Below are 19,225 nucleotides of genomic sequence, written 5' to 3'. Positions count from 1 at the left end.
AAGGCGCTGTTCGCCTCTCCACGTTTCAAGAGCTAACCTCAACCGGAAATGAAGTCAACACCCATTGTGATTTCGCTCATGCCACCAAACATCGGCACGTCAACGACCACCTGGCCGCGCTTCGACAGCACCTTGCGCACCGTTACCACGAAGTCGGCAAACGGACCTGAGCGGATCGTCACCTGCTTGCCCAGCACGTCGGGCATAACAGGAACGTCACCTGCATCCGTATGTTTTCGCTCTGCTTTCTTGGCTGCCAACATCAGCTGACGCATCAGTGTTTCCGGCATCAGATAGGGCTTGCCGTCCCTGCCCATCAGGCTCTGAAGCTTGGAAGCAAGCATCAATCCGACGAAGGCCTCATTGTCCGGAACGACCCGCACAAACAGGTATCCGCGAAACACCGCCCGCTGGATTTCCACAGCTTGCTTACCGCGCCGAGGTGGCAATTTCAGGCGCTCGCACGGGCACCAGCATTCGATTCCCTGCTGTTCGAGCGAATCGCGGATCGCCTGTTCCATGCCACTCCTGCAGCTCGCCACCACCCACTTGGCCAGCCCATCGAAGCCCGGCCGGTCGCGACGGGCCATGGCAACCTGCCGCTGCCGCTTGGCTTCCAGCGCGTTGACGTAAGCCAGCCGCGAAAGCCCCTCGTCCGACACACCATCCAGAAAATTACCGTTATGCTGCAACATGGATGCGTCCCTCGCTAAGGCTGTTTTTGAATTGCTCAAGTGCTGCCTCGACTGCTGCGTCGAGATCGGGCTGATCCGGGTCGATAGCCGGGAAATAGTTCCAGTCGCGCAAGCCATCGACAAACATCCAGCCGCGGCGCTCATGCAGCCGTCGCCAAGCGGCAAACAGGCTGCTGCCGCGCTCGACCTTCTCAAAACCGGACACCAGCGGCAGGAGATCGATCGAGGTCACGAACGGCTCGTTGCGGCTGGCGAAGTCGCGCATCTTGCTGACCAGCGGCCAACCATGATCACGGCGCTTTTCCCAGACCAGCGCTTCCCGGCTGATCGCGCCGGAGGCAATCCGCCGCTCATCGAATGTGGTCATGACGAACTGGCCGGTCGGCTCGGATAGCAGCGCCTCAAAACGCCTGCCCATCCAGAGTTTACCGCAGACCTTGGCAACGGCATGCGTTTGAGCAGCCTGGGAAACCTCAGGCATTTTCTCCCAAGCCCGGTCCCGGAGATAGACAGCTGCGAAGGTGAACGTGCCCTTGCCGATCCACTGGACGTAGGCCGGTGTTTTCTCGATGCAGGCCGCTCGCTGATCAGCCGTCAGGGCGAACCAGGCCTTCCTCGCAGCCGTGTCGCTGCTCTTGTCGTAGTTCGGCCACGACGGATACCAGCGCTTGAAGGCGAGATCGATCTTTCGCAATTCCTCTCTCGAAAAATCCCCCCGCCCCGCGCCTGCGGTGGGAGAGTTGTTTGGAGAGTTAGCTGGAAGAATCTTATCTTGGTGGAGCTGCTCCACCACCTTTGTGGAACCATTTCCACCACCTTCGGGCGCCATTTCCACCACCTTTTCAGCGCAAGGCGGTGGAACTGCTCCACCACCTTCGGCCAAAATCTCGCCCTCACAAGGTGGTGTATCTCCTCCACCACCTTGCGAATTTGCGACAGAAGCGGCGGCGGCAGTGCCCGTCAGATCGCGGCCGGGCCAGCGTGCGATATACTCGTTGCGCTTCCATTTTTGCCCTCGAAACCCGTGCTGTGTCACCTCTATCCAACCCGCCTGTTCGGCAACGTCGAGATGCTTCAGGATTGTTTTCTTATCCAGGCCGGATAGCTCCACCAGTTCGGAAACAGGCGGATAGCAAGAGCCGCCCGTGGCATCCATCTTCAGGCCGAGCGTATGCAGCACCAGCCGCGTGATCGGCGGCAGGCCGGATTTGGCAACGGCATGGCGCCAGGACCATGCCCGCGACGTTGCTCCATGATCAGGCTCCATCATGCCGCACCGTCATTGCGCGCCACGTCGAGCATCGCTGCCCTGGCCGCCCCTACAGTCAGCAGCACACCATCGCGCCAGCAGCCCTGCCCGCTGCGCGTGGAATTGATCGCCGCAAACTCGACATCGAGATAACTGACGCCGGCCAAAAAACCGGCGGTGCGCAATACCAGGCGAATTTCGGCCTGGTCGCGGTAAATCACGCCCATCGGCACCCGCAACAGCCACTCAGCCCGCTCCGCGTCCGTCTGGCAGTCTTCAAGCTGCTCTACGATTGGAAGTAGCCCGCTCATGCTTCACCCCCGCCGCGCAGCCACGCCTCGTACTCGCCAAACAGCGAGAGCCAGGCCGCTCTGACACGGTCATCCTCATTGATCTGTTTTTTGCTGGTAATGCCAAGGCGGCCCTTCAAAGCCGCGTCAGCGCTATCTTTATCGTCAACCGCGCCGCCGCCGGTCTCGCTCAAAAACCGGTGAAAGGCCGCGTGCGACAGCAGAATGGAGGCTTGCGCCGAGTGGTTCGGCATCTTGCGGGCCGGTGCCTGGCTTTGCACAGCCAGCTCGTCACGCAGATCGCGCACCGCGACAGCCGCACGGTCGAACAATTGCAGAAACATCCTGATATGATCGAGCGCGCCACACAGCAGATCCCGCTCATCATGCAGGGCATTGCCATGGATGGTGGCGATATGCGCAAGCTCACCATCCCGCCGCTGGACGATCAGACGCAGACCGTCCCGCGTCGCTTCCAGCGTCCAGTCATCCCGGCACAGCCGCTCGGCCGATCCGCGAAGCCGGTTCACGGCAGCCGCTTCTCTCTGCCGTCTTTGCAAGGTATCGGCCGTCATGCCTCACCCCCTTCCAGGACCTGCGAGGTCAGCGAGGCCTCAAAGCCCCAAAAGTCCCAGTTGCCGGCCAGGCGCACGTCGCCAGCGCACAGGCTTTCCTTGCGCTGGAACAGCTCCAGTTTGGGCAGTTGCGGCCAAAGCCGGTCGATCTGCTCGGCAAACCACACAGGCTTGCGGCTATGTTCGGTCTTTGCCTCGGCATAGAGGCTCTCGGGTTGGGTGCCGGGCAAGGGCGCCAGCGATATCTTGCCGCGCTTGCCGATCAGCAGCAGTTCATGGCGGTCACGCACCCAGCGGCCCATGCCGATATGCACCTTGTCCCAGGCCATGCAGGTAACATACTCAAAGCCCCAGGCGCGCAGCACGTCGATCCCATCGGGCAACCGATTGGCAGTGACCCAGAGGAAAAGCAGCGCATCAGGAGTAAAGGGCGATTTCTCGCCGGTGCAAAGGGCCTTGATCTCGTCCACCGGCATGGCGGGATATTTCAGGCCCTTGTCCTGGCCAGTTTCCTCGCTCCAGGCCTCTTGCTGCCAGGGCGGATCAGCATAGCCGATGGCATAAACGCCGCACGGCCCCTCGCCGCTCTTGCGCCGGCCATGCTCGGCAATGGCGCTCACCAGATGCAGCCGCATGTCACGGCTGTGTTTCTGGTTGGTGGTCCGGATCGCCTTTGACTCGGCCGCAATTGCCTTATCCGCCGCGATCAGATCGCGCGCAAAGCGCTCTTGCGCCTCCGCCGTTTCCAGCCGCTTCAACTGGTCAAGGGTCACGCCCTTGTCGTGCCGGGTGCCGCGCAACATCTGCAATGCCGTGCGGGAAATCTTCTCGCCGCGCTCGACATCGCGCTGAATAGTCCGTTCTTTCTGCCCTGTCGCCTCGGCTGTGGCCGCCGTGAAGCGCTTGGCCTCAGTAGCTTCGCCAATTTGGCGAAGCTTCGTTCGGCCATTGCCAACAGCACCATTTGCCGTATCGGGAAACTTGACCAGATAGATTTCCTTGCGGCGATGCAGAAACAGCGCCCGGTCGGATGGCGTGAGGTCGGCGCGGATGAGATTTTCGTCAATCTCGCAGAGCTGCCGGTCGAGATCGTTGCCACGCTTGTGAAAGCACAGGATGAAATCCCAACCGAGCCGCTTGCAGGCCTCCAGGCGGTGACCGCCCGCGCCGAGATCCACTTGCGCATCGCCAACACCGCCGTAGACAGTGATCGGCGTTTCCAGGCCGTAGTCGCGGATGTTGTCCATCAGCGCCAGGACGGTCTTTTCATCGAGATTGCGCAGCCGGTTCTCGGCGCGGATGCTGTCGATCCGCCGTTCCGTCGCCACTTTGGTTTTCGGCTGGATGGCGGGCGCGACCTCAGCCAACCCCAGCACGGCCAGCATTTCGCGCGCGCGCTCGGTCGGATACCAGCGATTGCCGTCTTTCTGGTCGCGGATCAGATAGCCACGATCCTCGGACGCCACCCTGTTCGCGGCGATCACTTGCGACGTTTCACTGGTATAGACTTCACCATCGCGGATTGCCGTGAGAATAAGGGAAAGCCCGGCAGAACCGGGCTTGGGAAACTTGATCGGCGCATAATTGGCCATCAATGCGCCCCTCCAGTATTTCCACCGATCCGAAGGCAACGCCGGACAACTTTAATATGATGAAAACAAGCGCGTAATTTCATACGGCAATACCTTTCCCGCGCCGGGAAATGTCCGGCGTTTTTCCCCGTGATGGGAATGGATTGAAAATGTGAGGAATGGGCCGTTAGCTGTTCAGGGAGGCCCGCATGCGTACGGTGGCGACTTGCCCTCTATCATCGCGCCGAGTTCAGGAAGCGGGCCATAAATATCAGGCCGCAGCTCATGCCGGCTTATTCGAGTCATTTTCTCCACCAACAGGACACGTGTTGCCGGAACTCGCCGCCATTGAGAAACCGCCTGAGGACTAATGTCTCCCAACGACTGTGCAAGAAGTGTCGGACCACCACCCGCCGCTATAGCTCTTCTACAAACTTCTTCCATTTTTCGATGGAAAGCATATCTTTCATAAAAGTGCAAGCATTTCTTTCGATGAAAGTTTCCCTTTCATGAGGCATATTCGAAGCATGATGATGATCTCACGAAAAGTCGACGAAGAACGTGGCCAACGCATCAAAGATGTGCGAACCAATGTCCTAAAACTTCGCTCACAGGAAGAGTTCGCGCAGCTTCTCAGTAAGCATGGGCGCCCGGTGACGCGTGGCGCGGTTGGCAATTGGGAGCGTGGCGCGGAGGTCGGAATCGAAAGCCTCAAGGCAATCTGTCAAATCGCAAACGTGGATCTGGACTGGCTAGCATTTAACCGTGCGCCCAAAGCAGGAAGCCTAATTTCCTCATTTGATCCAGACCAACAACACGAACCAATCGATTGCGATGCGGAAAGCTACGCCCGCGAAAGCTGGACCCCTCAAGTTGACGGCGCAATACCAGAGCTGGATGTGCGTCTCGGCGCGGGCAACGGAACCATCGGAGAACTAATCAGCGTGCCCTTCGCAAATGGTACCATTTCTGCTCACAGAATCATCGCGGAGTGGCTGCTACCCGAAGACTACCTGCGGCACGAGGCGAAAGCGTCCCCCTCTCACACGGTCATATTCGAGATTATTGGGGATAGCATGCAGCCGTCCTTTCACCCTGGCGACCGAGTGCTCATAGACCTTTCGCAAAACCAATTCTCGGTTGATGCCGTATATGCAATCAGCGACGGTTTTGCAGAGCCACAGATTAAGAGATTGCAGCGAGTGCCGTTCTCCAACCCCACGGAGGTCAGAATTATTTCTGACAACCCTGCGCTTGAGACCTTTACGGTGGAACTGAATCGCCTAACAGTCATCGGTCGGGTGTGCGGGCACATCTCGCGAAAATAGCTCAGCCGGTGATATCCGTCTAACATAATGGCCCCGAAACGGGGCCTTTTTTGTGCCCTCACGGCCGGCCAAAAAGACGGCGTTTGTCACGGCTCGATCTCCACTCGCACCATTATGAAAGCACTGCTTTCATATCGCTTGCGCAAGATCGAAAGTTATGCTTTCATCTGATTGGGAATTAGCTTTCTCCCCATTTGATTCCAAACATCCAACAGACAACGCGGTTCGGCAGAACCGTGATCGACAATCCGCGCCTAATCGCCGGTGGAAAGGAAAACGCATGAGCAAAAGGCAACCAGGCCGAACTGACATAGCCGGCAGTGGCTCGAGACGCCGCAAGCTGAATCATCCCCCCCTCCCCAGTCGAGGCACCGCCAAGACTATCCCGCGTTTTCAAATGCGAACCAAGCAAGGCGCCTTGATAACCGTGCCGCATGTTACTGCGCATGTGGAAATGATCGCTCAGGAGCAAAAACGTCGCAGAATACTGGATTGCAAACATACCGGGCCACAAAGACGGGAGAAATAAAATGCGGAACGCTGCAAAGACCGGAGGGGCATCCCCCACCAGAAAGCGTGCCAGCGAACATGCCATGGCCGCCGCCCTAAAAGCCGCCAGACGCGCCGGTCTCATGGTAGATCGCCTGCTTATTCAGGATGGCACGGTTGAGATACGATTTGCCGGCAGCGTTGAAAGTGATGCCGAGCCTACCTCTCTTGACCTCAAGGAATGGTGAGCCGCCATGAAAGTCAGCTATCCCGGCCTGATCAAGGAAGAACTGCCTTCAGGCACGGTCCGTTACCGCGTCAGGGTCATTGGCAACCCCAAACAGCGCATTCGCATCTTCTGCCTGCCGGGCGACGAAGATTTCAGCCGCCAATACACCCTTGCCCGCTATGGAGAGCAGCCGGCGCCTTTGAAGAAGGCATCAGAGGTGGTCAAACCCCGATCCATTGGCTGGCTGGTGCATAGTTATTTTGAATACATGGAGCAAAGAGTGAAAGCTCGGCTCACCAGTGCCAAGACGTTAAAAAAGAAACGCAACCTGCTGGCCCGCCTTATCGAGGATCCAGACAGAGTAATGCTTATCCCGCAAACAAAGCTGATCGAAATGCAGGATAAAATGGCCGCCACCCCTGCCCAGGCGGATGCCCTTATAGAAGCTATCAGCGTCATGTACGAATGGGCAATCAAACGCGGCCATCTCAAAGCCAATCCAGCCAAGGAAATTGACCGGATCTACAAAAAGGGCGACGGCGCAACGCCTTGGAAATCGGCAGATGTGAAACGCTTTTTTGCCCAGCATAGGCCGGGCTCGAAACCCTTTATTGCCATGTCCATCCTGCTCTGGACAGGATGCCGCATTGAAGACCTGACATTCCTCGGTCCAAGGCACGAGTGCACTCTTGACGGGTTGGAGGCGCTGCGGTGGATGCCCGCTAAGAAGGGATCTTCCGAAGTGACCATACCCTTGCTCAAGCCGTTGAAAGCGGCGATCCATAGCCAGGGCACAATAGCTGAAACCTACCTCGTCGCACGTGGCAACAGGCCCTTTGCCAGCGGTGATTCCATGTCTGCTATGTTCAAGAGGTGGTGCATTGACGCCGGCCTGGACCACCTCTCGGCCCATGGGGTGCGCAAGGGTCTTGCCGAATTATTGGCAGAGCAAGGCTGCAGCCAATATGAAATTATGGCAATTCTGGGCCACTCGGAGGCAAAAACAAGCGAAGTTTATACACGCCGCGTAGAACGCTGGAAGCTTGCTCAGCAGGCAATGGACCGACTCGATATGTCAAAGGCTTGGCAGTGAGCAGACGCAATATTTCTATTAAGAGCCTTGTAGTGCGAGCCGACGCACCACGCGTTCGAGCACCAAGCCGAAGCATACGCTGCCTATCGAAAATCCGATGAAATATTCCTTGTCTAGATATTGAGTCGGATATCCTAGATAATATGCAGACCTCACCCACTCGACCGCCTGAAAAACAGGGTTCCACGAACAGGCATACAAAGCCTGCTCTGGAAATGTATGCAGGTAGATGGGCGCGCCTGAAGAAAGATAAAATATCACCATCGACAACCCGTAAGCCATCGGGAAAATAGGGGCGACTGCAGATATTACGCTAGCCGTGATTCCAAATCCAATCGACAAAATAACCGTAAAGAAAAACGCGACTAAAGCTTCGGAAGGATCGACCGGTACGGGATTGGAACCCATCGCGAGGAGATAAAAGCAGATAATTATAAACGCAATAACTATTCCAATAAATTCCAAAAATGCACGCGCTAATACAATATCAAGCAACTGCACTACGGGAAACATCATCATCGATTTATTTGCCAACAGTGATATCGACATAAATCTCGAGACATACATGAACGTCATAACAGGCAAGAGGCCTGTAGCAAAGAACTGCTGAAGATCGTCACCAAATTCCGAGTTTTTCCCCGTTACGCGATAAATAAGAAGAAGCAAAAGAATATGCGCCACTGGAAACAGCGGAACTATCAAAAAGCCCAGCCCGTGATTGAAATAACGGCTTCGGATGTCGCGCAAGATAACCGCGTGCATCACGTTCAATTTTTGCTGCAAAGCGTAGCTTACGCTACTCTGTAATTCGGTGCTCTTCCCGTTTACGGCGCGATCGTTAACATTTGTCACGGCACTATCCCGATTCTCACTGGGCTGGAAGAAACGTCAAAAAATTGGCCTTTTTGAGTTCCGCTTACCGAGCACCGACAATGTAACACGGCCGCTCGGAAGCAAAAACAAATAAAGGCGATGTAGTCAACAAGCGTTTGAGGCTGGGGCAACGGGGAACGTAACGGCCCAATATGTCCCACGCAGGGGTTTGACGTGGGACACATCAAAACTTAAGCCCTTGTAGAAAAAAGAAAACCCGGCCTAAAGCCGGGTTCTTTGGTGCGGTCGAGAAGACTCGAACTTCCACGGGTTGCCCCACAGCGACCTCAACGCTGCGCGTCTACCAATTCCGCCACGACCGCATCGTGGTAGATGTCGACTTGCGTCGACGGGCTGCAATTAGCAAATGCGTTGGGGGTGCACAAGGGCAGCATGCAACATTTTTATGAAATCGGCGCAGGTTATTGAAATAATTGTTGAAAACTCGCCTATAGTCATGTGGATTGCAAATCCGGCAGCGGGAGCATACATGCAAGGTTAGCAACGGTGCCGAGCGATCGTCAGCCGGTCGCCCGAGTGTTGTACCAAATTGCTTCCAGGACATTGCCATGCTTCGCACCGATCTCGACAAGACCATGCTTGCCACGCCGGGCTCACCTCCGGTTCGCTGGCGGGTGAGCGAGGGGCTGACGGCTTATGAAGAGGCCTTGGCCACTATGGAGACGGAAGTCGCAGCGATTGCCGATGGCGAGGCGGACGAGTTGGTGTGGCTGGTAGAGCATCCGCCGATCTATACGGCCGGCACCAGCGCCGATCCAAAGGACCTGATCGACAAACAGCGCTTCCCGGTTTTCGCCACCGGCCGCGGCGGCGAATATACCTATCATGGGCCGGGCCAGCGGGTCGTCTATGTGATGCTGGATCTGAAGCGGCGCCGTCAGGACGTGCGCGCCTATGTTGCCGCACTCGAAGACGTCATAATCCGAACGCTCGACGCGATGAACGTGCGCGGAGAGCGGCGCGAAGAACGGGTCGGCGTTTGGGTGCGTCGTCCGGAAAAGCCACTGCTTGCCGACGGCACCATGACCGAAGACAAGATTGCCGCGCTCGGCATACGCCTTCGGCGCTGGGTGAGCTTTCATGGCCTGTCGCTCAACGTTGAGCCGGATCTTGGCCATTTCAGCGGCATAGTCCCCTGCGGAATTTCCGCCTATGGCGTTACCAGCCTGGTGGATCTCGGCCTGCCGGTCACCATGGCCGATGTCGATATCCACTTGCGACAGAGTTTTGAACAGGTGTTCGGCGAAACCGCGATCTGTCCAAGCTCAGCAAGCTGATCCACCCACAAACGACAAGAGCCTTCCGGATCCAAAGGAAACGGAAGGCTCTATTGACCAATTAAGCTTGCGCGCAAGACTCCGCTAAACTCTATCTTACCGAGCGCTGCTCGAGATCCCCGATCCGACGGTTGAGGGTTTCGATCATGCTGCCGGTTTGCTGGTGCATTTGCGTGAGCCGATCGAGTTCACGACGCATAACCTGAAGCATCTCGTCTTCGAAATCATCGTCTTCGTCCGGACCGCGGCCATTGCCAGTCATGAGCCAGCGCGGGCAAACGCCCAAGCTGTCGGCAACAATTCCTATGCTTTTAGAGTCGGCTTCGCACCGGTCAGCTTCCCAGGAGCGCAACTTCGCGACAGGAATGCCGACCAAAGTGGCCAAGTCTGCAAGACCGAGGCCAGCGCAGTCGCGCGCCGTGGCCAAACGTCCGCCGAGCGTATCGTCATTGACGTCGAGCAGCCGGTTTATATCGTAAAGCCCCATAATACGATCTCCGTGAAAAAATGCCGATGATGCCCAGCCACCCAACATTCCCCTGATCCCGGTTGTAAGACACCCACGCCAAAACAACCTCTTAACCCACCCCGTTCGAGCCCTTCCAAAATGGATGAAAACCGAGCAATGAACGATGGCGCATGCTTTACTGCTTAATCAGATGATCTGCCCGCTGGACCGGTTAAAACCATGCCGATAACGAGCATCGCGTGAATTGGTTCCTTCCCTCACAAAAAAATCCTAACGTCAGGATGGTACTGATATCTCAGGCCAGCGACCGTCATTCTCTTGAAGTCACCGTTACATCCCTTTGCGAATGCTAATATTCATAGATTACGAAAATTGCACTTGTGCCGCAATGAAGCTTAATCGGAAAATTTGTTTTCAAAAGGGCTGGGGTGCGGAAGAACACAGTCGGCAGCCGCAAAATCGGCGTACCAATTGCAAAATTTTAGAATATATCTGTTTATTTTCAATATTTTGATGGATTTTAAAGCTTCGCAAGCGGCACGCATTGAGGTTGCTGAACACATCAGGCCATCAACGAAATCGCTTAAAACCGGCTAAACACCTGCGCGGAAAATGCCTCATAAAGCCACAACACAGTCGTCCGCCTTCGAGGATCTGCACCAACTTGGCACGCCGCAAGAATCACGCAACGCCACGTTTTCGACGCTACGTCGAGAGATGGGCGAGACATCGCCATCAGCGTGAGACGCCCTGATCGCTCATTATAATCAGGAAGATATGACGGATGTGCGGGACCCTATTCTGCCGCCTTGGGCAGGTCAGGCACCGGATCAGCAAGCGCCTCGGAGAGTGGTTCCAGCTCATAGGAATAGCCTTCAAGCATGGAATAAGCCCGCTCGATCGCGTCGATCTGGGTTTCCGCGCTCTTTATCGCCTCGGCAATCGACTGGGTGCGGGCGCGCAGCATCGAACCAAGTACGTCGGTTTCAGGGCGCCGACCGATGCGGTCCACATGTTTGCGGATGCGGGTGCGGTGGCGCTCCAGTTCCAGAATATGAAAGCGGGCTTTGAGAATATCGTCAGTCAGCTTTCGGCGCAGACCCGCGACGGGATCGAAGCTGCCGGGCTCACGCTCGTCGAGAATCATGTCGTTGATCAGCGATTCCAGCACCATTAGCCCCTTCAGGTCGGCAACATCGGCCAGTTGCGGATCATAGCCTGTATCGTCATAGACCCTTCGGCGCACCGGGTCCTTCAACAGATCATAAGACGTGGTGATCCGGCCGAATTCGTCGGGATCGCCGCCAGCATCGGGATGGGCGCTTTTGGCTTTGCGGCGATAGGCAGCCTTGATGGCGGCCTCATCGGCATCGCGCTCCAAACCAAGCATGACATAGGGATCGATCACGAGGCACCTGTCTAGAATTACGGGACCGCCGTAATCACGGTCGGCCATTTTGCCGGTTCGCTTACCGGCGCATGTCGCGCATAAGTTTACCGCAGGCCGGGGCGAAAATGTGAAAAGAAATTCGCTATCCCCAAACAGATTGACTTTTCCCAGTGCAAGGCATCGCCGCGCGCTGCGATCTTCGGATCGGACGGCCGCGACGCAGAAACCTTGGAAAGGCGGCTTTTTAGCGCGCTGCACCGCATTTTCCAGTCGCGCAAACGCGATGCCTGTTATAAAAGACCGGCAAAATTCGCACTCCCATTGCAAGAGAGAGCCATGACGATCCCGAATTCCATACCGATCACTCCGGAACTGGTTGCCTCCCACGGCCTGAAGCCCGAGGAATATGACCGGATCCTGCAATTGATCGGCCGGGAGCCGACATTTACCGAGCTCGGCATTTTCTCGGCCATGTGGAACGAGCACTGCTCCTACAAATCGTCAAAGAAATGGCTCCGCACGCTGCCGACCAAGGGTCCGCGCGTCATTCAGGGCCCTGGTGAAAATGCCGGCGTGGTCGATATCGACGATGGCGACTGCGTCGTCTTCAAGATGGAGAGCCACAACCACCCCTCTTATATCGAGCCCTATCAGGGTGCGGCGACAGGTGTCGGCGGCATTCTGCGCGACGTCTTCACCATGGGTGCACGGCCAATTGCGGCCATGAACGCGCTGCGCTTCGGCGCGCCGGATCATCCGAAGACCCGGCATCTGGTGGCAGGTGTGGTTGCCGGCGTCGGCGGCTACGGCAATTCCTTCGGCGTGCCGACCGTCGGCGGCGAAGTGGAATTCGACGAACGCTATAATGGCAATATCCTGGTCAACGCTTTTGCGGCGGGCCTTGCCAAGTCGGATGCGATCTTCCTGTCGGAAGCCAAGGGCGTCGGCCTACCGGTCGTCTATCTCGGCGCCAAAACCGGTCGCGACGGCGTCGGCGGCGCCACCATGGCATCCGCAGAATTTGACGAGTCGATTGAGGAAAAGCGTCCGACCGTGCAGGTCGGCGATCCCTTCACCGAAAAATGCCTGCTGGAAGCCTGCCTCGAGCTGATGAAGACCGGCGCCGTTATTGCCATCCAGGACATGGGTGCGGCTGGCCTGACCTGTTCGGCGGTGGAAATGGGCGCCAAGGGCGATCTTGGTATCGAGCTCGAACTCGACAAGGTGCCGGTGCGCGAAGAAAACATGACCGCCTATGAAATGATGCTCTCGGAAAGCCAGGAGCGCATGTTGATGGTGCTGGAGCCGTCCAAGGAAGAAGTCGCCAAGGCGATCTTCGTCAAATGGGGGCTGGATTTCGCCATCGTCGGCAAGACCACCGACGACCTGCGCTTCCGCATCATTCATCAGGGCGAAGAAGTCGCCAATCTGCCGATCAAGGATCTCGGCGACCAGGCACCGGAATATGACCGCCCTTGGCGGCAGCCCGATCGCCGCGCACCCCTGCCCGCCAATCTGGTCGATGAGCCAGCCGATTATCGCGCCGCGATCATCTCGCTGGTAGGCTCGGCCAATCAGTCCAGCCGGCGCTGGGTCTACGAGCAATATGATACTCTGATCCAGGGCAATTCGCTGCAAATTCCGGGCGGTGACGCCGGCGTCGTGCGCGTGGAAGGCCACGCCACCAAGGCGCTCGCCTTCTCGTCAGACGTCACGCCGCGCTATGTCGAGGCCGACCCGTTTGAAGGTGGCAAGCAGGCGGTCGCTGAGTGCTGGCGCAATATCACGGCCACCGGCGCCGAGCCGCTCGCCTCTACCGACAATCTGAACTTCGGCAATCCTGAGAAGCCAGAAATCATGGGGCAGCTCGTCGAAGCCATCAAGGGCATCGGCGAGGCCTGCCGGGCGCTGGATTTCCCGATCGTCTCGGGTAATGTCTCGCTCTACAATGAAACCAATGGCGTCGCCATCCTGCCGACACCGACCATTGCCGGCGTTGGCCTGCTGCCGGACTGGAGCCGCATGGCGAAGATCGGCACGGCCAATGAGGGCGATCATGTCATTCTGATCGGTACTGACGGCGGCCATCTCGGCAGCTCGGTTTATCTGCGCGACCTCCTAGACCGCACCGATGGTCCGGCTCCGGACGTCGACCTGCATGCTGAACGTCGCAATGGCGATTTCGTCCGCTCGGCCATCCGCAATGGTCAGGTCACCGCCTGCCACGATATTTCTTCGGGCGGGCTGGCAATTGCGCTTGCCGAAATGGCTATGTCTTCGGACAAGGGCCTTGCCATAGACCTGTCGGAAAGCCGTGGCCCTATGCACGGCCTTCTGTTTGGCGAAGATCAGGCTCGGTATGTCCTGACCGTGCCAGCGGACCTCGCTCAGTTCATCTGCGCCAACGCGGAAGGCGCCGGCGTGCCCTTCCGTCGTCTCGGCAGGGTCGGCGGCAATGCGCTTGCAATCGACGGTGTGTGCACAATTTCGGTTGAGGAATTGCGCAAGGCCCATGAATCGTGGTTCCCTGATTTCATGGAGGCCAAGGCTGTCAGCCTGGCCGCCGCAGAGTAAAAATAAGAATGGGAGCAGAACCATGGCTATGAAGCCCGGCGATATCGAAGACATGATTAAAGCGGGCATTCCCGGGGCCAAGGTCGTGATCCGCGACCTGGCCGGCGACGGCGATCATTACGCTGCGGAAGTCGTGGCCGAAGCCTTTCGCGGCAAGAGCCGCGTGCAGCAGCATCAGATGGTCTATGACGCTCTGAAGGGCAATATGGGCGGCGTCTTGCATGCCCTTGCGCTCCAAACCTCCATCCCCGAAGCCTGACGGTATCACATCACCATGAGCAATCCGATCACCTCGTTCTTTTCCTCCCTGATCCAGTCGGTGAAGGCGGAATTCGCCGATCGCCGCAAGCATAAACAGACCCGGCTGCACCGGCTGAACGCCCCCGTGGTCGACAAGAAGGTCGAACCTACCCGGGCGAACAACCGCAGCAAGGCAGCCCGCCAGGCCCGCCGCGTGACGCGCAATCGGGGCTGAGCCTCAAACGCCAGCGGGCTGCGGGCTTTCGGACTGCTTCCGTCGGCTTTTGGCTTTTGAAATTTTGGAACAACAGGCCTATATAAGGCCACGGAAGATTGCGGCCTTGACCCGCATTGTGAAAGGACAATTCCATGAGCGGTGTAAACGAGTTCATCGATAATGCTGTGAAAAGCACTGATGTCGTACTTTTCATGAAGGGCACGCCCCAGTTTCCGCAATGCGGTTTTTCGGGTCAGGTCGTCCAGATGCTGGACTATCTCGGTGTGGATTATAAGGGCATTAATGTGCTCGCCGATCAGGAAATCCGTGAGGGCATAAAGGCCTATTCCAATTGGCCGACCATTCCGCAGCTCTACGTAAAGGGCGAATTCATCGGCGGTTGCGACATCGTGCGTGAGATGTTCCAGGCGGGCGAGTTGCAGTCGCATCTCGAGGAAAAAGGCATCGCCGTTCGCGGTGCAGCCTGATCCAGCATGCAAAGCCCGTTGTTATTCACGGGCTTGCAACTTCACGGATGCGTGACATCATGGTTGTAGTGCCACATTTTCTGCAAAAGTGTGGTTATAACAATCGTAAGGGCTGCACAAATCTGTAAAGGGTTGTCATTAAGGACATGTGTGGTTCGTGATCAAGGCGTCGCCTCGCGGCGCCTTTTCGGTTTTCCAGGACATATCTCTTATGACGGCTCCCCTTCGTACCGTTCCAGCTGCCCTCAGGGGCATGAGCAAGCTGGAATTCGTCTTTCTCTGCGCCGCGTTGATGGCAATGAACGCGCTTGCCATCGACATCATGCTGCCTGCCTTGCAGCAGATTGGTGAAGCTCTCCATGTCGCCAATGAAAATCATCGGCAGTATGTCGTAACGTCCTATCTGATCGGCTTTGGCTGCGCACAGTTGATCTATGGACCGCTGTCGGACCGTTTCGGCCGGCGCAATCCGATTCTGATCGGGCTTATTGTCTACATTCTCGCGGCTCTTGCCATCACCGTCGTGCCGAGTTTTACGGCACTGCTAATCCTGCGATTCATTCAAGGCGCTGGTTCGGCCGGCACCCGTGTCATCACCATTTCCATTGTGCGCGACGTCTACGGTGGTCGCCAGATGGCAGAGATCATGTCTCTGATCATGATGGTATTCATGATCGTGCCTGTCATTGCGCCAGGTACGGGCCAGTTGATCATGCTGTTTGGCAACTGGCGCCTGATCTTCCTGCTCATCGCGGTCGGCGGCGTCCTGACAAGTTTATGGATGAAGGCAAGACTGCCTGAAACGCTTGCACCGGAAAATCGCAGGGAATTTACCCCTGCCGTTATCTTTGACGGCTTCAAGATCGTTTTGTCGAACCGCACCGCGCTGTTCTACACACTGGCAAGCACATTCATTTTTGGCGCCATGTTCGGGTTTATCAACTCGGCCCAGCAGATCTATATGGACATCTACCAGCTGGGTGTCTGGTCGCCTTTCGCCTTTGCCGGGGTGGCATTGTTCATGGCAGTCTCCGCCTTCGTCAATTCCAGACTGGTCGGGCGGGTCGGCATGCGGCGGCTTTCGCACGGCGCGCTGTTCGGCTTCATCGTCATCAACGGGCTGTGGCTCCTGGCGGAAACGTTTGGGCCGCAACCACTGCCCTTTGCGCTGTTCATGATGTTCTTCGGACTCTCGATGTTCCAGTTCGGGTGGATCGGCGGCAATTTCCAGACGCTGGCCATCGAACCGCTTGGCCATGTCGCGGGAACGGCCTCTTCCGTCCTCGGCTTTATCTCCACCGTCGGCGGCTCGATCATCGGCGCTATCCTCGGCCAGGCTTTCGATGGCACCGCACGGCCGCTGGTCACGGGTTACTTTGTGCTCGGCCTGATCGGCCTCGTGCTGGTAATGATTGCCGAAAAAGGCAAGCTGTTTACGGCGCATAATCCGAAGGTCTGACGCCGGAAGCAAAAATGACAAAGGCCACCGCGGATCGCTCCGCCGTGGCCTTTTTGTTTTAACATCCGTTGCAAGTCAGACGGTAAAGACTTTCTCCCGCAGTTCGCGCCAGCTGTCGATATCAGGCGCGATCAGCAGCCCACCCGAGGTGTGATGCGGCAGATAAGGCGAACCATCGAACCGCGCAGCGTAGGCGCCAGCTTCCTGGCTCATCAGCGTACCCGCGAGATGGTCCCAGGGCATCAGCTTGTTATACATCGCGAAGTGAATGTGACCCTGGCAAAGGATGCGGTATTCGTGGGCAGCGCAGCGATAGCTGGTGAACAACCGCACCTCGGCCAGATTAAGCAGGATGGTGCGGCGCAGTTCACCTTCGAAAAAGCCGACATTAGCAATGCCGATCATCTGCGAGAGTTCAGGTGCAGGCCGCATCTCCATCTTTTCCTGGGTACCGTCAGCTTTACACAGCCAGCTGCCACTGCCCTTTTCAACGATCGCCCAATCATTGCCCATGGGATCATAAATCAGGCCGGCAACCGTCTCGCCCTTGCTGACCACTGACAGCATGACACCGTACAGCGGCAAACCTGCAGCAAAGTTGAAAGTGCCATCGATCGGATCGACCACGACGGCAAGATCAGCATCGCCAAGCTTGCCGAGGAGATCCGGATCAGCCGCCACCGCCTCTTCGCCGATGAAGACCGCATCCGGCATGATCTGCTCTATTCCAGCGCGGATCAGTCGTTCGGCCGCCTCGTCCGCCTCAGTTACCAGATCGATGGCTTCGGTCTTCATCCGCACATCGCCCTCGCCGAGATTGCGGAAGCGGGGCAGGATTTCCTTGATGGCCGCTTCCTGCAGAAGATTGGCGAGCGCTGCGATGTCGATGTCTGCCATGTCTGTTCCTCTTAATTTCGGTCGATTTGTTATGCGTGCACGATCTCGCGCAGCACCTGTTCCCAACTGTCACGGTCCGGCGCCGAGAGAATGCCGCCGGTGAGATCGCCGGGTTTGTAAGGGCTGCCATCGAAGCGCGCCGTAAAGCCGCCGGCTTCCTGGTGGATCAGCACGCCGGCCAGATGGTCCCAGGGATATAGCTTGTAGTGGCCGATGAAATGTACCTTGCCCGTCGCCACCAGCCAATACTCGTAGGCAGAGCAATTATAGGCAAAGGCCATTTTCGTCTTGGCGAGATTACCGGCCACCCGTCGTCTTTCCTCGTAGGCAAGATCGTTGATCGAGATGGTACCGACCATCATCGACAGATCGGCAGGGGCTGCGACCGCAATCGGATTGACCGTACCATCCTCGCGCAAGAATCGAGCGCCGCTGCCCTTGGAAGCCACGAGCGTATCACCCAGGACCGAGTCGTGAATGATGCCCGCGACAGTCTCGCCTTTAACCACCACGGCCATGTTGGTTCCGTAGATCGGCAGGCCGGCCTGGAAATTGAACGTGCCGTCCACGGGATCGATAACAAAGGCGAGGTCCGCCTGCTTCAGCTTGTCGATCAGGCTGCGATCAGTCTCGGCGGCTTCTTCGCCAACGACAAGCGCATGCGGCCAACGCGCCTGCAGCGCTTCGGTCATGTGCTTTTCCGACAGGAGATCGGCCTGGGTCACGAGATCGATGCTGGACTTCTTCTCCTCGACCTCACCTTCAATGAGACGGCGAAACCGCGGCCGGATTTCAAGGGAAGCTGCGTGTTTGACAATCGTCAGCACGCTATCAAGATCGCGATCATGGAACATGGGGAGGCTTTCTACAAACAGAGTGTATTATTATTCGCTCTCTTCGTTGCCTGCTTCCTGTGACGGCTTCGTGACATTGAGCCCGGAAAAATCGAAAAGTTTAGGATCGAGCAAGTGCGATGGGTTCACATGCGCCAGCGCCCGCAGCATGGCATCCTTGCGGCCCGGCATTTTCGCCTCTATCCCTGCCAGCATGTCCTTCATGGCGTTGCGTTGCAAACCGTCCTGCGAACCGCAAAGATCGCAGGGAATGATCGGGAATTGCATGGCGGCAGCGAATTTGGCGAGATCGTCTTCGGCGGCATAGGCCAGCGGCCGCATCACGAACAGGTCGCCTTCGTCGTTCAGCAGTTTTGCCGGCATCGCCGCCAAACGGCCGCCGTGGAAGAAATTCATGAAGAAAGTTTCGAGGATGTCTTCGCGGTGATGGCCGAGCACCAGCGCATCGCAGCCTTCCTCGCGGGCAATCCGGTAAAGATTGCCTCGCCGCAGCCGCGAACAGAGCGAACAATAGGTGCCGCCGGCGGGGACCTTCTCCTTGACGATGGAATAGGTGTCCCGATACTCGATGCGATGCGTGATGCCGATGGATGTCAGATAATCCGGCAGAACATGCTTGGGGAAATTCGGCTGACCCTGATCGAGATTGCAGGCGATCAGCTCGACGGGCAGAAGCCCGCGCCATTTGAGATCCATCAGCAGCGCCAGCAGGCCATAGCTGTCCTTGCCGCCTGATAGACCGATCAGCCAGCGCTTCTGGCCGTTGAGCATGCCGAAGTCATCAATCGCCTGACGGACATGACGCAGCAACCGTTTGCGCAGCTTGTTGAAGGAAACAGATCGGGGAGCAGAGGCGAAAATCGGATGGACCGCGCCTTCCTCGGTCTCGACGGCGTCGTCGCGCTCCGCGCCTTCGGCCGTCTGTCCTGAAAAGGCGATATTCATGA

21 protein-coding genes and 1 tRNA gene are annotated in these 19,225 nt (G+C 57.3%); 8 read left to right on the top strand and 14 right to left on the bottom strand.

All coding sequences use genetic code 11. The features are described 5' to 3' along the window. Window positions 1-38: 38 nt before the first annotated feature. The 6 genes from BJF91_RS19385 to BJF91_RS19360 all read right to left on the bottom strand — a co-directional run bounded on the left by BJF91_RS19385 (window position 39) and on the right by BJF91_RS19360 (window position 4,824). Window positions 39-695 (bottom strand): transcription termination/antitermination NusG family protein, encoded by a 657-nt coding sequence (locus tag BJF91_RS19385; protein WP_075616187.1) that lies wholly within the window; start codon window positions 693-695, stop codon window positions 39-41. Continuing rightward, complete coding sequence (locus BJF91_RS19380) at window positions 682-1,965, bottom strand: helix-turn-helix domain-containing protein (RefSeq protein ID WP_083943394.1); 1,284 nt, start codon at window positions 1,963-1,965, stop codon at window positions 682-684. Before BJF91_RS19380 ends, BJF91_RS19385 begins: the two co-directional genes overlap by 14 nt. After that, complete coding sequence (locus BJF91_RS19375; protein ID WP_075616186.1) at window positions 1,962-2,255, bottom strand: hypothetical protein; 294 nt, start codon at window positions 2,253-2,255, stop codon at window positions 1,962-1,964. The genes BJF91_RS19380 and BJF91_RS19375 overlap by 4 nt, the downstream gene beginning before the upstream one ends. Further along, window positions 2,252-2,809, bottom strand: a complete 558-nt coding sequence (locus tag BJF91_RS19370) for a hypothetical protein (protein WP_075616185.1) — start codon at window positions 2,807-2,809, stop codon at window positions 2,252-2,254. The genes BJF91_RS19375 and BJF91_RS19370 overlap by 4 nt, the downstream gene beginning before the upstream one ends. Then, window positions 2,806-4,401 carry an MT-A70 family methyltransferase gene (locus tag BJF91_RS19365; RefSeq protein ID WP_075616184.1) on the bottom strand — a complete coding sequence of 532 codons (1,596 nt, stop codon included), beginning with the start codon at window positions 4,399-4,401 and terminating at the stop codon, window positions 2,806-2,808. Before BJF91_RS19365 ends, BJF91_RS19370 begins: the two co-directional genes overlap by 4 nt. A 174-nt stretch (window positions 4,402-4,575) precedes the next feature. Further along, window positions 4,576-4,824, bottom strand: coding sequence for a transcriptional regulator (locus tag BJF91_RS19360; protein ID WP_075616183.1), 249 nt, complete (start codon window positions 4,822-4,824; stop codon window positions 4,576-4,578). An 83-nt stretch (window positions 4,825-4,907) separates the two neighbouring features. On the opposite strand from BJF91_RS19360, the gene BJF91_RS19355 reads away from it, so the two are divergent. Beyond that, window positions 4,908-5,708, top strand: coding sequence for a S24 family peptidase (locus BJF91_RS19355; RefSeq protein ID WP_075616182.1), 801 nt, complete (start codon window positions 4,908-4,910; stop codon window positions 5,706-5,708). A 178-nt stretch (window positions 5,709-5,886) separates the two neighbouring features. Here the strand turns inward: BJF91_RS19355 and BJF91_RS24845 are convergent, their stop codons facing one another. Continuing rightward, on the bottom strand, window positions 5,887-6,342 hold the full coding sequence (locus tag BJF91_RS24845) for a hypothetical protein (RefSeq protein ID WP_139310778.1): 456 nt from the start codon (window positions 6,340-6,342) through the stop codon (window positions 5,887-5,889). Between the two features lie 109 nt (window positions 6,343-6,451). Between BJF91_RS24845 and BJF91_RS19345 the strand changes: the two genes are divergently transcribed. After that, a complete protein-coding gene (locus BJF91_RS19345; RefSeq protein ID WP_075616180.1) occupies window positions 6,452-7,519 on the top strand; it encodes a tyrosine-type recombinase/integrase in 1,068 nt (355 codons plus the stop codon). A gap of 18 nt (window positions 7,520-7,537) precedes the next feature. Here the strand turns inward: BJF91_RS19345 and BJF91_RS19340 are convergent, their stop codons facing one another. Together BJF91_RS19340 and BJF91_RS19335 are read right to left on the bottom strand one after the other, a co-directional pair. After that, window positions 7,538-8,371, bottom strand: coding sequence for an ABC transporter permease (locus BJF91_RS19340; RefSeq protein WP_083943393.1), 834 nt, complete (start codon window positions 8,369-8,371; stop codon window positions 7,538-7,540). Window positions 8,372-8,630: 259 nt separating this feature from the next. Continuing rightward, window positions 8,631-8,715: transfer RNA gene (locus BJF91_RS19335), tRNA-Leu, on the bottom strand. Between the two features lie 246 nt (window positions 8,716-8,961). Between BJF91_RS19335 and lipB the strand changes: the two genes are divergently transcribed. Further along, window positions 8,962-9,690, top strand: a complete 729-nt coding sequence (gene lipB, locus BJF91_RS19330; protein ID WP_075616179.1) for a lipoyl(octanoyl) transferase LipB — start codon at window positions 8,962-8,964, stop codon at window positions 9,688-9,690. A 91-nt stretch (window positions 9,691-9,781) separates the two neighbouring features. On the opposite strand, the gene BJF91_RS19325 is transcribed toward lipB, so the two are convergent. Both BJF91_RS19325 and BJF91_RS19320 read right to left on the bottom strand, forming a co-directional pair. Further along, window positions 9,782-10,225 (bottom strand): helix-turn-helix domain-containing protein, encoded by a 444-nt coding sequence (locus BJF91_RS19325; protein ID WP_139310777.1) that lies wholly within the window; start codon window positions 10,223-10,225, stop codon window positions 9,782-9,784. A gap of 730 nt (window positions 10,226-10,955) precedes the next feature. Further along, window positions 10,956-11,615 (bottom strand): J domain-containing protein, encoded by a 660-nt coding sequence (locus tag BJF91_RS19320; protein ID WP_139310776.1) that lies wholly within the window; start codon window positions 11,613-11,615, stop codon window positions 10,956-10,958. 270 nt (window positions 11,616-11,885) lie between these two features. Between BJF91_RS19320 and purL the strand changes: the two genes are divergently transcribed. The 5 genes from purL to BJF91_RS19295 all read left to right on the top strand — a co-directional run bounded on the left by purL (window position 11,886) and on the right by BJF91_RS19295 (window position 16,527). Next, a complete protein-coding gene (gene purL, locus BJF91_RS19315) occupies window positions 11,886-14,123 on the top strand; it encodes a phosphoribosylformylglycinamidine synthase subunit PurL (protein WP_075616177.1) in 2,238 nt (745 codons plus the stop codon). A gap of 22 nt (window positions 14,124-14,145) precedes the next feature. After that, window positions 14,146-14,382 carry a BolA/IbaG family iron-sulfur metabolism protein gene (locus BJF91_RS19310; RefSeq protein ID WP_015915812.1) on the top strand — a complete coding sequence of 79 codons (237 nt, stop codon included), beginning with the start codon at window positions 14,146-14,148 and terminating at the stop codon, window positions 14,380-14,382. 15 nt (window positions 14,383-14,397) lie between these two features. Beyond that, entirely contained in the window at window positions 14,398-14,598 is a 201-nt protein-coding gene (locus tag BJF91_RS19305; RefSeq protein ID WP_075616176.1) for a hypothetical protein, read from the top strand. Between the two features lie 134 nt (window positions 14,599-14,732). Continuing rightward, window positions 14,733-15,068 carry a Grx4 family monothiol glutaredoxin gene (gene grxD, locus BJF91_RS19300; protein WP_075616175.1) on the top strand — a complete coding sequence of 112 codons (336 nt, stop codon included), beginning with the start codon at window positions 14,733-14,735 and terminating at the stop codon, window positions 15,066-15,068. A gap of 253 nt (window positions 15,069-15,321) precedes the next feature. Beyond that, window positions 15,322-16,527, top strand: coding sequence for a multidrug effflux MFS transporter (locus BJF91_RS19295; protein WP_075616174.1), 1,206 nt, complete (start codon window positions 15,322-15,324; stop codon window positions 16,525-16,527). Window positions 16,528-16,602: 75 nt separating this feature from the next. Here the strand turns inward: BJF91_RS19295 and BJF91_RS19290 are convergent, their stop codons facing one another. From BJF91_RS19290 to ttcA, 3 genes are read right to left on the bottom strand one after another with little or no spacing between them, the layout of a single operon-like run. Continuing rightward, on the bottom strand, window positions 16,603-17,424 hold the full coding sequence (locus BJF91_RS19290; RefSeq protein WP_075616173.1) for an inositol monophosphatase family protein: 822 nt from the start codon (window positions 17,422-17,424) through the stop codon (window positions 16,603-16,605). A gap of 29 nt (window positions 17,425-17,453) precedes the next feature. Beyond that, window positions 17,454-18,278, bottom strand: a complete 825-nt coding sequence (locus tag BJF91_RS19285; protein ID WP_075616172.1) for an inositol monophosphatase family protein — start codon at window positions 18,276-18,278, stop codon at window positions 17,454-17,456. 30 nt (window positions 18,279-18,308) lie between these two features. Beyond that, window positions 18,309-19,223 carry a tRNA 2-thiocytidine(32) synthetase TtcA gene (gene ttcA, locus BJF91_RS19280; protein ID WP_075616171.1) on the bottom strand — a complete coding sequence of 305 codons (915 nt, stop codon included), beginning with the start codon at window positions 19,221-19,223 and terminating at the stop codon, window positions 18,309-18,311. Between the last annotated feature and the right edge of the window lie 2 nt (window positions 19,224-19,225).

It is taken from the genome of Gillisella taibaishanensis (assembly GCF_001938985.1).
Classification (GTDB): domain Bacteria; phylum Pseudomonadota; class Alphaproteobacteria; order Rhizobiales; family Rhizobiaceae; genus Allorhizobium; species Allorhizobium taibaishanense.
Note: the sequence above shows the minus strand (reverse complement) of the source record. Positions and strands in the feature narration are given on the sequence as shown.

Excerpts from the sequence above, each read along its gene's own strand:
- BJF91_RS19385 (WP_075616187.1), bottom strand. The coding sequence starts at position 695 with ATGTTGCAGCATAACGGTAATTTTCTGGATGGTGTGTCGGACGAGGGG.
- BJF91_RS19380 (WP_083943394.1), bottom strand. The coding sequence starts at position 1,965 with ATGATGGAGCCTGATCATGGAGCAACGTCGCGGGCATGGTCCTGGCGC.
- BJF91_RS19375 (WP_075616186.1), bottom strand. The coding sequence starts at position 2,255 with ATGAGCGGGCTACTTCCAATCGTAGAGCAGCTTGAAGACTGCCAGACG.
- BJF91_RS19370 (WP_075616185.1), bottom strand. The coding sequence starts at position 2,809 with ATGACGGCCGATACCTTGCAAAGACGGCAGAGAGAAGCGGCTGCCGTG.
- BJF91_RS19365 (WP_075616184.1), bottom strand. The coding sequence starts at position 4,401 with ATGGCCAATTATGCGCCGATCAAGTTTCCCAAGCCCGGTTCTGCCGGG.
- BJF91_RS19360 (WP_075616183.1), bottom strand. The coding sequence starts at position 4,824 with ATGGAAGAAGTTTGTAGAAGAGCTATAGCGGCGGGTGGTGGTCCGACA.
- BJF91_RS19355 (WP_075616182.1), top strand. The coding sequence starts at position 4,908 with ATGATGATGATCTCACGAAAAGTCGACGAAGAACGTGGCCAACGCATC.
- BJF91_RS24845 (WP_139310778.1), bottom strand. The coding sequence starts at position 6,342 with ATGAGACCGGCGCGTCTGGCGGCTTTTAGGGCGGCGGCCATGGCATGT.
- BJF91_RS19345 (WP_075616180.1), top strand. The coding sequence starts at position 6,452 with ATGAAAGTCAGCTATCCCGGCCTGATCAAGGAAGAACTGCCTTCAGGC.
- lipB (WP_075616179.1), top strand. The coding sequence starts at position 8,962 with ATGCTTCGCACCGATCTCGACAAGACCATGCTTGCCACGCCGGGCTCA.
- BJF91_RS19325 (WP_139310777.1), bottom strand. The coding sequence starts at position 10,225 with ATGTTGGGTGGCTGGGCATCATCGGCATTTTTTCACGGAGATCGTATT.
- BJF91_RS19320 (WP_139310776.1), bottom strand. The coding sequence starts at position 11,615 with ATGGCCGACCGTGATTACGGCGGTCCCGTAATTCTAGACAGGTGCCTC.
- purL (WP_075616177.1), top strand. The coding sequence starts at position 11,886 with ATGACGATCCCGAATTCCATACCGATCACTCCGGAACTGGTTGCCTCC.
- BJF91_RS19310 (WP_015915812.1), top strand. The coding sequence starts at position 14,146 with ATGGCTATGAAGCCCGGCGATATCGAAGACATGATTAAAGCGGGCATT.
- BJF91_RS19305 (WP_075616176.1), top strand. The coding sequence starts at position 14,398 with ATGAGCAATCCGATCACCTCGTTCTTTTCCTCCCTGATCCAGTCGGTG.
- grxD (WP_075616175.1), top strand. The coding sequence starts at position 14,733 with ATGAGCGGTGTAAACGAGTTCATCGATAATGCTGTGAAAAGCACTGAT.
- BJF91_RS19295 (WP_075616174.1), top strand. The coding sequence starts at position 15,322 with ATGAGCAAGCTGGAATTCGTCTTTCTCTGCGCCGCGTTGATGGCAATG.
- BJF91_RS19290 (WP_075616173.1), bottom strand. The coding sequence starts at position 17,424 with ATGGCAGACATCGACATCGCAGCGCTCGCCAATCTTCTGCAGGAAGCG.
- BJF91_RS19285 (WP_075616172.1), bottom strand. The coding sequence starts at position 18,278 with ATGTTCCATGATCGCGATCTTGATAGCGTGCTGACGATTGTCAAACAC.
- ttcA (WP_075616171.1), bottom strand. The coding sequence starts at position 19,223 with ATGAATATCGCCTTTTCAGGACAGACGGCCGAAGGCGCGGAGCGCGAC.